The sequence below is a fragment of the Candidatus Brocadiia bacterium genome (genome assembly GCA_041658285.1).
GTDB lineage: Bacteria > Planctomycetota > MHYJ01 > JACQXL01 > JACQXL01 > JBBAAP01.
Genome location: JBBAAP010000004.1, coordinates 31613 through 45088, shown reverse-complemented (window position 1 = coordinate 45088; position 13476 = coordinate 31613). Strand labels below are relative to the sequence as shown.

Here is a 13476-nt window from a genome sequence, read left to right as displayed (position 1 = left end):
TGACGTTTTATCTGATTCTACTCTTATTTCTTCTTGCCCCAGACCTTCTTTATCAGGACATAGATGGCGATAATCAAGAGCACCCACGGCCCGACCGTGAGCAGGAAGACGACAATGGCCTCGAGCGAGAAAAGCAGAGCGCCGATACCGCCCCGGACCAGGCTCTTGATGGTGGCCATGAACCCGTATTCCTGGGAGACGAACTTGCTCGGGCTGGTGATAGCCAATTCAATGGCGCCGGGCTCTTTACGCACCGGGGCTGGGATGAGGCTCTTGGGGTCGACCCCGTCGGATACCTGGTTCTCGCTGACGTCCGATGCCAGGACCTTGCCCAGGCCTTTGAGGCTGTCCATCAATGGCTTGAACTTATCGGCCTCTATCTGGAGCGACAGCACCGCCCGAACGCCATCGGTCTGGTGGTCGATTTTGCCGTTGGTGATTTTGGCCGAGGCCGATTGTGCCATGGACTGCGCCTTGGCGTAGACGGCGTCAACGTCGGCGGCTTCGACCTCTATCCTGGCGGCCCGGGTCTGGATGTACCGGCCGGCCGGCAGGTTCAGGGTCAGGTTAACCAAGCCGCGTTCCTTGCGCACCGGGGTGTTGGGGTCGCCCACCACGCCCTGCGGCGCGGATTGCTTTTGCTCGGTCACGGCTGACTTGACCTCGCCCAGCGACTTCAACTGCTCCAGCAGGTTGGCAAACTGGTCGGCGTCGGCGAATGCCCGGACCGTGCCGATGGCCCGCTCGTTCTGGTTGGTCACCTGGGCCTCGGCCACCTGGCCCTTGAACCCCAGCACCATGGCCTGGGCCTGCTGGTAGGCGGTGATGACGTCAGGCACGGTGATGACCAGGTTGGCCGACTGGGTCTGGACGTATTCGAACGGCTTGGCGATGTCTTTCTCGGACAGCGACAGCCGGATGGTCGAGAGCGATACCATATTGTCGTAATACTTTATCTCGCCCTGGAGCTGTTCTATCTTTTCACGGGTGGCGGCCATCTCCTTTTCGACGCTGAGCAGGTCCTTGACCTCGCCCTTCTTGTCCATCAGCTTGACCAGGCGCTCTTCCAGGGCCTGCGAGTTCTTGAGCCGGGCCTGGAGGTCGACGTATTGCTTGGTGATGTCCTGGCTGTCGACCTGCTGGTTTTTCAGTTCGCCCAAGGATTTGAGCTTAACCACAACCGAGTCGAATCGTTCGGGCAGGACGCGGATGACGATTTCGCCCTGGACCTTGCCGTTGGCCAGCTTACTGCTCTGGGATGAGGCGATGTAGCCGTTCTCCTGGGTCAGGACCACCACCACTTTCTGGTAGGCGACCTCGTAGATTTCCACCTCGAATTGGAGCGAGCCGGACTTGATAATCTTGCGGTTGATGAGCAGTTGGTCGTTGGTGGCCAGTATGGCCGCGGACGGGTTCAGCACCGCCAGTGAATTAGCCACGTCTCCGGTCTCACCAACCACATAACCAGCTGCAAGACGACCGTCTTTGTTCTTATCCATAGAATCTGATTTTGCCGAGGCCCTCTTACCACCGGACCTGCCAACAGCTCCGCCCATTCCGCCGCCGACAGCGATGGAATCATACACGGCTTGACCCTTAAGAAGTTTTTCGGAGTTCTCATATTCTTCAGCCATATTCTTCTCATCTGCCATGGCATCTCCGGGGGCCATATTTTCAAGACACAGCATGCCATTCATTTCTCTTACAGGCGTAGCCGCAGGTGATAATCCTTTGTTTTTCTTACCCACCCCGCCAAATAACATCATTTCAGTTCCGGCCCAAACACTTGTATGACCAAGTCCAGTTTGCGCCACATCCATGGCCGTGTAGGCGTTGGAGGCATTGCCGGTGTATTTCTCGTATGACTTCTGCCACCAGGTCTTGCCCATATCCGGCGAAGGCGAAGCCATAACATGCATCATGCTCCGGGCCTCGAGCATCGGCACGATGGCCATAAAGAACATCAATACCAGCGTGGCCACGGTCAGGCCGCCGGCCAGGCGGTATTGGTACAGTTTTCCGAACACTCCCCCGAGCAGGCCTCTTATTCCGTTTGGCATAGGATAGGTCCTTTCTTCCGCGATGGCCGCGGATATTCTGGCGGGCAATTCTTCCGGCGCCCGGTCTTCCGATAATGCTTCAATCAATGCTTTGTCCAGTTGTCGGGCATCGTCCAGCGCCCGGCAGCAACCGGCGCAGTCCGAATAATGCGCCTTGAAGCGGGACAGCTCATCTCCCTGCAGGCCGTCGGCCAGGTAGACCTCGATGAGCTCCTCGAACCATTTGTGCGTGTCGTTATTCATATTCAGTCCCTCCTGTTTATATTCGTTGCGGTTTGTCATCCGCTTATCTTTACCGTTTCCCGCAGTAATTTCATTCCCCGGTTTAATAATCCTCTCAACGAACCGTCGGTCAGCTCCAGCTCCTCGGCTATCTGCCCATAGGACAGGCCTTCCAGGTAGCGCAGAGTAATGGGCGTCCGGTATTTGTCGGGCAGTTCGCAAATGGCCTGATGCAGTTGTTGCCGGAGCCCGTCCTTATCGGCCTCATCGAGCGTTATCGACTCAGGCGTATTGTCGGACAGACCCTGGGTCTGACGCTCCTTTTGCAGTTCGTTATAACAGCGGAAGGCGCTGTTCCGGGCGATGGTCACCAGCCAGCTCCTAAAATTGTCCGGCTGGCGCAGGGATGCCAGCGAACGCCAGGCCTTGAGGAACGCCTCCTGGACGATTTCCTCGACCCGGGCCGTTTCCGGGACGATGCCGTAGGCCACGGACCAGGCCAGCCGGTAATGCCGCCGAACCAATTCGTCATAGGACGGTTTATGCCCGGCCTGGGCCTGTTGCACCAATAAAACATCTATATTCTCAGACATTTGTTTCTCTATAATATTAGATTGTTTGAACTCAGATTCCGCACGTAAAATACCGGAATTATATGAAAATATTTTCCAGAGCAAGTTTCACCACTGAGGACACTGAGACCTTTATAACAGGGACTGGACACATTCGCTCGGCTCAGTGTAAACTTAACTTTTAAAAGATAAATCCTCTTACAGTCTCCTTCAAGTCTCTTATAGTCCCTGTTTTATTACTCTTTACGCCCTTCGCGGTGGACAGGTTTACTATATTTACTTACGCAAATCCTTATAGCGCGGGTCCTTACGCAGGGTGGCCAGGTCCGGGTCGTTGTCCATCCAGTGCAACTCGCTGTAGCCGTATTCCAGCGCCTTCTTCAGGGCGTTGATACCGTCGTCGACCTTGCCCAGCAGAGCGCAGTCGCAAGCGATGTTGTACCACAGCCCGGCGTCGTCCGGATTATACTCCAGCGCCTTGGTGTAGAGCTCCAGCGACTTCTGGTAATCCCCGGCCTTGTAAAGCTTGTCCGCTTCGCCGGCGTAGTCCGGCCCGATGTTGAGCGGCTGGACCGTGATTTTGGGCTCTACTGGTCGCTCCGACCGCCGACTCCAACTATCTGGCATACGATGTATTGACAACAAAAGTATCCTGACTGCATTCCCAATGGTATTCTGTATAGCCATATTATACCCCTCTTCCCACACTAAGATTTTCGGCTCGATTTTACTTTGCTCATTGCCCTCGGCATAAAGTGTGGTAGGACTAATTAACAAAGTCGAAGGTAAATATTGAGACTTATTCTTATCAAAGTCAGGAATAAACTGCTTTACTACCGCTTGCTTAGTATCCAGAAGAATCGGCATTCTTAATGATTTTAATCGCCCATCAGTAACGAGCTTATCCTTCCCTTCAGGATCCACATAAATACCTACTATCTCAAAAATGTTTGTTACACTCTGTCCCGCGGTTCTCCCAATATAATCAGTTATATCATCAATTAGAGGAAGCATCCGAATGGATGGCTCATTATCTAAAGAAAAAAAGGCTAAAATCACTCCTTTAGTTTTGAGCGTCTCGGTCAAATTATACATTTTGCCTTCCAGGTCAGGCAGTTCGAACATCGGCACCTTGTCCAGTTTGCGCACCACCCTATCTGATTCCGGCAGTTTATCGAGCGGAATATCCAGCGGGATGTCCAGGACCACGCCCTCTCCGGACTTGAATTCCAGCTGTTTGCAGTAGACCATGGCGTCGCCGTTGGAGTTGCGCACGCCGGCAGTGATGAGGTATGTGCCGGGCGGTATGCCGACCCACTTGCCCGAGTGCTTGAGCTCGCGCCATTCCAGGTATCCCCAGTAGCCGTTCTGGAAGCGGCTGATGGCAATCTTTTCCCAGGGGTTGGTATCGGGTGCACCTTTCCTGAAAAGGTTCATCCTCAAGCCGGCCGGCTTGACGTCATATTCGGAGGCGGTGGCTTCATTGCGCTGGGTATTGGCAAAGTTCTTGAGGTCGTGCGGATAGAGCGGCAACCAATTTGCCCCATCCCAGAACTCAACCCAGTCGTTCTTGACCTGTGCCGGCACGCCTAGGGTCCGGAGCAGTCCGGCGGTGAACACGGCCACTCCGTACGGGTCGCCGACCTTGCTGCGAAAGGTGTCCAGCGGGCTGGGCGTATACGAGAACCTGCCGGATAACTCGCTCTTGACCTTGATATTATTCTGAACCCATTCATTGACCGCATTAGCAGTTGTAGTTATGGAATCAGCAAGTATCGGAACAGAAGTCATGGCAACGCTATAATCTTTCCATTCACTCTTAGTTAAAGTAAACTTAGTTCGTAATTCTTTCCTCCAGTTAGTGATATGCAGATACTGGAACGAAGGGCTGAGAACATATGCCCTGTATATATCATCAGGCACTTTTATCACAGCCATTGGACGAGCATTCGCAGCGCAGTTGACGTTATCCAGCAGGAATTCCTTGGTCACCTCTATGGCCTCCAGGTGCGCCAGCCGCCCTATCAGCCAGAACAGGTCGGACTTGAGCTCCGGCTTGCATTCTTTTATGGCATTAACGATTTCCGGCCAGTTGCCGCCGGCCGAAACAAGTTTCTGAACCACGGTATCCTTTTCCGGTGCGCCTTCGAGCAGAGCCATCACATCCGAATGTCTGGCCAGGCTGAACTCCTCAAAGTAGTGTATCTCCATCGGCGCCGGCCGGGTCGGGGTCAGCGGCGTGGTCACGGTCGGGGCCAGGTTGGATGCGGTGAAACTGACACGTGCCTCTTCGGCCGTCGGATAGCGCAGGAAGACATAGCCGTCCGGAGCGGCGTTGGGCTCAAGTTCCAGCTTCAACTCCAGGGTCTTGTCCGGTTCGGTCCGGACCACCTGCCAGGCCCGGCCGGTATCGTTGCCGGCCGAGAGGAAATATTCGCCGATGCCGACGATGAACGAGGCCTTGCCGTCTTTGTCGGTAATCTTGGTGCCGACGGGCCGGAAACTGCCCCAGTTAAACACGGCGAATGCGGCGGTCACGCCGGAGACCGGTTTGCTGTCGGCGCTGACCGTTACATTAACAGTGCAGGTCTTTGAATAGTTGGGCGTGGAGTTTATCATACAGCCGCCGCCGAATGATTTGTGGAGCAGGTCCGACTGGGCCGGCGGTCCTATTTTGACCGAATAGACCGCGGCGGCGCGCTTGGCCGGATGCTCGAACCAGGGCGTGCCCGGCTCGCAACCGCCGATGGGCTTCCAGTTCCCATCCACCCAGACCTCGGCCCAGGCGTGGTTGTTGTCGCAGATGGCCCAGTAAGGCGTCCAGGACGAACGGCAGGGAATTCCTACCGAACGGGCCGCCGACATATAGATAATCATCATCTCTTCGCAACGGCCGTAACCGGACTTGAGCGTAGACAGCGGACTCTGGTCGCGTTCCTCGGTTGATACAAACCTGACCCGTGACCGGCCGTCCGGCTTGGGCGCGCCCAGCCAGAGGTTGACCTGGTGGACCACGTCAGCCATGTCTTTACACTGCCCGATTATCGGGTCGAGCTGGCCGTAGAAATACTTGCGATAGGCCGATATCGGCTCCTCAGCGCAGCGATACGGCAGAACATAGTGCTGGAAGATATCCTCGGGCATATTCTTCATCCAGGGATACTGCGCTTTGACCTTGTAGGCGTAGGTGATGTCCTCCAGCAGGACGTCTTTGCTTATAGCCACCAGGTCCGGGTAGGTCATGGTCGAAATCAGGAATGCCGCGCCCGGGCGCTGTTCCGGCGGTATGGTCTTGAGCACGCCGATGAGCGTTTCCCGGTTGTCCCCGGCCAGTAACAGGGCCGCCTCGAACTGCTGGTGGTATTCAGCCGGCACCAACTCCTGCCAACCGCTGGGCACAACAACAGCGGCGGTAACCGGCTTAGCCACGCTCACTTTCACATTTCCGCTTCCACAGCCTGACCATAGAACACAGATAGCACAGATAACAACGATGTAGTTGATTACTTTACGCATGATGATACTCCTTCTGTTAATTATTTATGAATAAAGCGTAAGTTTGCTTATGGAACTGATAAGTGATTACAAACTGTCTCTGTAGTTTCATTTGCTGCAATACTCAGAAACTAATTGTCATCCCGACCTGGAGGCCGAGGTAATCGGTCTTATTCTCGGGCCAGCGGTACCGTTCGGTGGCGGATACGGCTTTCCACTTGCTGCCCTTCCAGTAGTTCCGGCCGCCGTAGAGATCGGCGCCAACGGCAATAACCGAGCCCAGATGGTAGTTGAGTCCGGTCTTGGCCTCGAAGCCATAACCTTGCTTGTCGCCAAAACTCAAACCGGGCATAGCCGTATTGGTCACCTTGTTATACATCGGATAAGTGCCTTCAATCTGGAGGTCCCAATCCAGCAGGGAGCTCTCGCCATATTCGCCCTGTTTGAACATAATCGGCGCAACGGCCTGATATCCGAGCAGGTAGTGATATGACTTGATATTCTCGGTCAACTCAGGCGTACCGGTGGGATTGCCGTTTTGGTCGTAGAAGTCGGACCGTTTCTGTTTAACCATGGAATAGCGCACGCCGGTGTACCAGGTGCCCGGTTCGACACCGCCGCCGGCCCCGTAAACCTGGCCGATGTAAGCATCCATCCGGAACCAGCTGTATTTCAGGTCGTTGGCCTGGTAAGGCGAGATATTGGCCCGGTCCCACTTTTCCAGCGCCGGCATGGTTTGGTACGGTATGACACCCTTGATTCCGACCAGCAGCCCTTGATAACCTTGTATCAGGTGAAAACTGGTTACCCGGGTAAGCGCCTCGGCCTGGGAAGATGTCTGGGTATCCGATTCGAGCTCCTGATAATTAAGTATCTCCGTGCCGGAGCGTATAAAAAATGACTGGCTCGTTTCGGACTGGGTCTGACGGGGCGGGTCGGCGTCGGTAAATTCGGCCGAAGCGGGTAATGCCCAGGCCATAATCATTACCATACCCAGCATTAACTTGCTCAAATCTTGCATAGTTTCCGATATTATTATATTGTCTAAATAAGTCAACAGTTATGATAGAAAGAATCCCCCGTTTCTTCGGACAAATTATCGAAGCCGTTTGGCTGATGGCGCTGGTAATCATCCCGCTCTTTTTCAACCCTTATTCGTCGCGCATCTTCGAGGCCGATAAGACCTACATCCTGATTTCAGTATTTTTCCTTCTGTCCGCTTTTATGGTAGTCAGCCGCATCGCCCACGAACCGCGGCCGATACCGAATAAAGGCTTTGTCTGGCTGGCCATAGGCTTTGGTATAGTCTACTGGATATCGTCGGCACTGGCGCTGGCGCCCGAGACCAGCTTCGGCGGGTTTTACCTGCGCGAGGAAGGCTGGCTGACGCTGGTCAGCTATATCTTTATCTTCCTGGTAATAGTCTATCATCTTAAGAGCTCGGACCAGATAAAGCGTCTGGTCACCACCGCCATACTGACAGGCCTGGTGGTGGCGCTTTACGGCCTGTTCCAGCGGTTCGGCATAGACACAGTTCCCTGGGCGTCTAACGTGGCCAGCCGGGTAACCACTACTTTCGGCAATCCGATATTCGCCGGCGCTTACCTGATAATGGTCATACCGCTGGCCCTGGCCCGCCTGATTGGCCATATTAAACTGCGCCAGATGCCGCAGATTATGGTTTACAGCCTGGTACTGATTATCCAGGCCTGGTGCGTGGTGGCTACCCAGAGCCGCGGCCCGTTCATCGGCCTGGTCGCGGGCATATTTTTCTTCGCGGTGCTCTACGGGATAATAAACGGTTACCGGAAACTCATTATTTCAACGGCGGTCGTGGTGGTCTTAATCGGAATATTCGCAGTACTACTGAATATCAATAACTCACCTCTGGACCCAGTCAAGACGTATCTAGGCCGGCTGGGAGAAATGACCCAGTCCGAAACCGGCAGCGGCAAGGTCCGGTTGCTGATATGGGAAGGCGCGGTGGCAATACTTAAGGCCGAACCGGCCCGGATATTTTTCGGCTACGGGCTGGAGTCGATGTTCCCGCTCTATCACAAATACACCCCGGCATCGTTCGCCAGATACGAGGGCTCGCTGGCCGTGCCGGACCACTCGCATAACGACACCTTTGACGTGCTGATTACCGGCGGCGCGGTCGGGCTATTGGTTTATCTAGGCATCTTTGCGCTGATTATATATTTGAGCCTGCGCCGGCTGGAAATAATCCGGCAGTCCCCTGCCCGGTTCAGGATGATTTGCCTGGCCGGGATACTGGCCGGGTTATTGGTGCCCTACGCCATTACCGGCCGGATGATATTCCTGGGTCTGGGCATACCTTTCGGATTACTGGCGGCCATTGGCGGCTGGCTGTTGCTTATCGGATTCCGGAATCCAGCATCGGACAACCCCAAGCCGACCGTCAATAACGCCGTGCTGATTATCGCCTTGCTGGCCGGAATAATCGGGCATTTTGCAGAGATACAGTTCGGCATCGGAGTCACCTCGACCAGATTATATCTCTGGGTCTACCTGGCCCTGCTGGCCATACTCTCGGCTGATACAAAGCAGGAACAAACCGATGACAAAACCGACGCATCACCGGCCAGGAATTATATGCTGTTCGGACTAATTATCGGGCTGGTCATTTCAATATTCATATTCGAGCTGGTCAAGCGCAAGTTTCTGATCGAGGGAATGCCTTTTAATTTCTATTATATCGCCGGAACTATCTGGGCGCTGGCCGGATTGTTCGTGGTCATGGTCCATCCGCCCAAACGGCAGGGACACGAGACCGGCCTAGGGACATATTTCAACTACTATGTTTTGATTCTTTTAGGCAGCGGCCTGGTTGCCGGAATATTCTACATGGTATATACCAGCCTACTGGGCGATTCGACCGTGCTGGCCGGATTGATTAATTCCACATATCTGTGGTTCAATATCATTCTGGTGTCCATAGCTCTCCTGTTACCTAATCCAGAAATGCGCCCTACCAAAGGCTATGGATGGCTGATGGCGCTGGTTTTGATATTACCGGCCTTCTACTGGTCGATATATCTTGTTAACCTCAGGAATATCTACGCCGATATGTATTGCCGCCAGGCCGAGAACCTGGAGAAAATCAATAAGTTCGACGAAGCCATCAGCAATTACGCCAAGGCAATAGAGCTGGCGCCTAAAGTGGATTACTTTTATTCTTCATCAGCCCTAGCCCGGACATACCAGAAAGCTGGCAGATATGAGGATGCCTCGAAAACCCTGCAGAAGGCTCGGACGATTAACCCGCTCAACCCGTTCCACGTCTCGGCTATTGCCAGGCTTTATTCCGATTGGGCCGAACAACAGTTCAAGAACAAACCTGATGAATATTCGTCCAAGCTTAATACTTCTCTGAAATATTATGACCAGCTGGCCGTCATAACACCCAACAGCCCGCAGGTCGAGCGCGAGCAAGGCGATGTCTACCGCCAGATGGGCAATTATCCGGAAGCCATCGCCCGGTATAAAGCGGCCTTGGCCAAGGATGACCGGGTCGGATTAACCTGGCTGGTTCTGGGTAAGGCTTACCAGCAGAATAATATCATCTTGATGATTGAAGCATACGAAAAATCCTGCGGGTTGGGCATCAGGCAAGCCCGGACGGAACTGGGCAGGCTGGGCGAGGAGTATTTTAACAGCGGGCGATATGATGATTCGATTGCCGCCAACCTGGCGTTATCACGGCTGGAACCGAAAGAATACCAGCATTATCACAATCTGTCTGTAGTCTATAACAAAACCGGCAATAAAACAGAAGCCCTGAAGTATAACCTTAAAGCGCTGGAATTTGTGCCGCCGGACAAGAAACAAATAGTCGAGAAGTTCGGCCAAGACCTAAAATAAATTTAGCAAAAATCCAGATTATTAGTTGACTTTTACGGTTTTTAGTACTATATTGTATGTATAAGGAGGAAACAATATGAAAAGAATATCAGTGTTTGTCGGTGTGATTACTTTAGTAGCGGTATTATTCAGCGTGGTTCAGTTCAGCGAGAGCTCCTGTCCTCATGTCACTGGCCAGTGTCCGGATGATAAAAAACTAAGCAAAAATGATGAGGAAACATACCAAAAATCTATAACCGAGGCACACAAGCTAATGGAAGAGAAAAAGGACAAGGATGCCGAAGTGGCTGTCGAGGAAGCGCTTAAGGTAAAACCGGGAGACCCGATTGCGTCAGCCCTTAAATCACGTATTACCCACAAAGTTAAGGGTATGACCTATTCCGGAATCAACGATCAGGGTTACCAGGAATATACCCACAAGCAGACCGGGCTCAAATTCATCCTGATACCGGGCGGACGATTGATTATCGAGGGGAGCGAAGGTCAGAACGGGAAAAAGAGAATTGATGATATGACGGTGCGCGATTTTATGCTTTCCAAATACGAAGTACCCCAAGGCGTATGGGAAAAAACAATGAAGAACAATCCGTCCAACTTTAAGAAAGGTGAAAACTACCCGGTGGAACAGGTTACCTGGGAGGACTGCAAAGAGTTCTGCAAGAAAACAGACCTGCGCATGCCAGAAGAGATAGAATGGGAATACGCCTGCCGATTCAATACCACTACCCGCTATTATTGGGGCAACAATGAGAACGGCGATTTCCTGTGGTATGCCAAGAACTCAGCTGATACGACTCACGAAAACGGTAAAAAGAAGCCCAACGGCTACGGACTGTATGATATGCTCGGCAACGTCTGGGAATGGTGCCGCAACCCTTATAAAGAAAACAAAAAGGAAAATGACCCCAAGAAAATAGACGGTGATCCGGGCGATCCTAAATACCGCGCTTTGCGAAGCGGCGCCTGGGATCAAGCCATAGAAAATTGCGGATCGAGCAGCTACTTAAGACTGGCTCCGGACACCAAACAAAAGAACATCGGGTTCCGCCCAGCCAGCGACGCCAGACCGTAAAAACCCGGACATTAATCTGGACCAGACTGCTACTTACAAAACTCTTGTCAGCATCCCTTTATATGCTATCATCCGGCTATGTCTTACGCTGAGATTGTATTTCCGATACCGCTGGATAAACGGTTTCATTATCACATACCCGACACCATGTCCGGGCAAATAAGGATAGGCTCCCGGGTAGAGGTTGACTTCGGGCCCCGCACAACTATAGGCTATTGCATCGGAATAGTTGACAATCTGCCGGCCGAATCGTCCGGTTATAGAATAAGAGACATCAAACGAATCATTGACGAAACTCCCCTGCTTAACGATAAGATGTTTGAGCTTTGCAGGTGGATTTCAGAATATTATTTCTGTTCCTTAGGACAAGCGCTTGAATCCGCCTTGCCTTCTGGCGTGCGGCGGATACGTAAAACTCAGATAACCCGACAATCCAAGACCAAAGACCCGTTTCTAAGCGATGAAGTGGCTTTAGTCAAGCCATATACACCTAATCAGGCCCAGGCCAAAGCTCTGGAAACCATATTGCCTGTTCTGGAATCGGATACGTCACGGGTATTTTTGCTTTACGGCATCACCGGCAGCGGTAAGACAGAGGTTTATCTCCAGTCGATACATCGAACGCTGGAATTGGGCAAACAGAGCATTGTCCTAGTGCCGGAAATAGCGTTGACTCCTCAAACCATCTTCAGATTTCGCCAGAGATTCAGCACGGATAAAATTGCAGTATTGCACAGTCATCTGACCGAAAAAGAGCGGACCGAACACTGGAAACGCATCCGAAGCGGCCAGGCCAAGATTGTTATTGGCGCCCGCTCGGCCGTATTCGCGCCGACTAGTAATCTGGGTCTGATCGTCATAGACGAAGAGCATGAAACAACTTACAAACAACAGAATGCGCCGATGTATCACGCGCGAGAAGTGGCTATACGACGGGCTGAGACGGAAAATGCCCACGTAATACTCGGGTCGGCTACCCCGTCCCTAGAATCATACTATCACGCTATGTCCGGGAAATATACACTTATTAAACTGCCGGAGCGGATCGAGCAAAGACCCCTGCCAACGGTTGATATTGTTGATATGAGCAAGGAAATGAATCCTAAAAACCCGATGCCGATACTGTCTAAACGGCTTGAAGTTCTACTGCGTCATGCCGTTAAGGAAGGGAATCAAGTACTGCTATTCTTAAACCGGCGCGGATTCATAACTATGGTAACCTGCCCGCGGTGCCGGTTCATTGTCCGTTGCAAACGCTGCGCTGTAGGGTTAACTTACCACAAACAAACTTCTAAAGGCCATGAGAATAAATTATTCTGCCATTACTGTGGTAAAGAATACGATATGCCAACCGTCTGTCCGGACTGCGGTTACCCCAAACTAAGAAATACCGGCACCGGAACAGAAAAGGTTGAGGAGCACATCAAGAAAATATTCACAATACCGGATTACGTCAAAAACCTGCCAGGCGGGCCAGCGGATGAAACCACCCCGACTGTTTCCCGAATGGATAGTGATATAATGCGCTCGCGACAGTCATACCGCCAAGCATTATATGATTTGGGAACCGGAGAGACGGATATAATGGTCGGAACGCAAATGATTGCCAAGGGATTGGACCTACCAAATGTCACCCTAATAGGCATTATATCAGGCGACACCATGCTTTATATAAAGGATTTCCGCTCGCCGGAACGAACTTTCCAGCTTATAACCCAGGTAGCCGGCCGAAGCGGACGCGGCCCTAAAGGCGGCAAGGTGGTAATCCAAACATTTAACCCAGAACATTACAGTATTCTAACTGCGGCTAAACACGACTTTGAGGAATTCGCCCGGAAAGAACTTCTCTACCGTAAGGAACTTAACTATCCTCCCTTCAGCCAATTACTTCGAATCCTGATTGAAGGAGTGAACCAAGAAATGATTGCAAATCTTTCCGGAGAAATCAGCCGACGCATAGAATCCACTCTCGGACCGGGAGTGGAAATATTAGGACCGGCACCGGCTCCACTGGAACGAATAAGAGGCAGGTACCGCTGGCATATGATTGTCAAAGCCAGTAATTTCAGCTTGCTTAAACAAGCCGCCGATTCGGTCAAAGATATAATTGCCAGATACGGCAAGGCATTTCTTGTAACATTTGACCACGACCCAATCAGCCTCTTATAGA

The 13476-nt window shown here is 52.3% G+C and carries 7 protein-coding genes; 3 read left to right on the top strand and 4 right to left on the bottom strand.

Annotated elements, in window-relative coordinates:
- Positions 1–23: 23 nt before the first annotated feature.
- The 4 genes from WC980_05740 to WC980_05725 form a co-directional block, all read right to left on the bottom strand.
- The gene (locus WC980_05740) at positions 24–2303 is read right to left on the bottom strand and encodes a DUF4349 domain-containing protein (GenBank protein MFA5794553.1); all 2280 of its coding nucleotides are present in this window, start codon (positions 2301–2303) and stop codon (positions 24–26) included.
- Positions 2304–2338: 35 nt separating this feature from the next.
- Complete coding sequence (locus WC980_05735) at positions 2339–2875, bottom strand: sigma-70 family RNA polymerase sigma factor (protein ID MFA5794552.1); 537 nt, start codon at positions 2873–2875, stop codon at positions 2339–2341.
- A gap of 255 nt (positions 2876–3130) precedes the next feature.
- The gene (locus WC980_05730; GenBank protein MFA5794551.1) at positions 3131–6370 is read right to left on the bottom strand and encodes a transglutaminase domain-containing protein; all 3240 of its coding nucleotides are present in this window, start codon (positions 6368–6370) and stop codon (positions 3131–3133) included.
- 103 nt (positions 6371–6473) lie between these two features.
- On the bottom strand, positions 6474–7370 hold the full coding sequence (locus tag WC980_05725) for a hypothetical protein (GenBank protein ID MFA5794550.1): 897 nt from the start codon (positions 7368–7370) through the stop codon (positions 6474–6476).
- 41 nt (positions 7371–7411) lie between these two features.
- Between WC980_05725 and WC980_05720 the strand changes: the two genes are divergently transcribed.
- The 3 genes from WC980_05720 (at position 7412) to priA (ending at position 13475) form a co-directional block, all read left to right on the top strand.
- The gene (locus WC980_05720; GenBank protein MFA5794549.1) at positions 7412–10234 is read left to right on the top strand and encodes an O-antigen ligase family protein; all 2823 of its coding nucleotides are present in this window, start codon (positions 7412–7414) and stop codon (positions 10232–10234) included.
- A 76-nt stretch (positions 10235–10310) separates the two neighbouring features.
- Positions 10311–11306, top strand: a complete 996-nt coding sequence (locus tag WC980_05715; protein ID MFA5794548.1) for a formylglycine-generating enzyme family protein — start codon at positions 10311–10313, stop codon at positions 11304–11306.
- Between the two features lie 78 nt (positions 11307–11384).
- Positions 11385–13475: a primosomal protein N' gene (gene priA, locus WC980_05710; protein ID MFA5794547.1), complete on the top strand. Its 2091-nt coding sequence runs from the start codon at positions 11385–11387 to the stop codon at positions 13473–13475.
- Position 13476: the final 1 nt, after the last annotated feature.

Coding starts and splice junctions, on each gene's coding strand:
- WC980_05740 (MFA5794553.1), bottom strand. CDS start 2,303: ATGAATAACGACACGCACAAATGGTTCGAGGAGCTCATCGAGGTCTAC.
- WC980_05735 (MFA5794552.1), bottom strand. CDS start 2,875: ATGTCTGAGAATATAGATGTTTTATTGGTGCAACAGGCCCAGGCCGGG.
- WC980_05730 (MFA5794551.1), bottom strand. CDS start 6,370: ATGCGTAAAGTAATCAACTACATCGTTGTTATCTGTGCTATCTGTGTT.
- WC980_05725 (MFA5794550.1), bottom strand. CDS start 7,370: ATGCAAGATTTGAGCAAGTTAATGCTGGGTATGGTAATGATTATGGCC.
- WC980_05720 (MFA5794549.1), top strand. CDS start 7,412: ATGATAGAAAGAATCCCCCGTTTCTTCGGACAAATTATCGAAGCCGTT.
- WC980_05715 (MFA5794548.1), top strand. CDS start 10,311: ATGAAAAGAATATCAGTGTTTGTCGGTGTGATTACTTTAGTAGCGGTA.
- priA (MFA5794547.1), top strand. CDS start 11,385: ATGTCTTACGCTGAGATTGTATTTCCGATACCGCTGGATAAACGGTTT.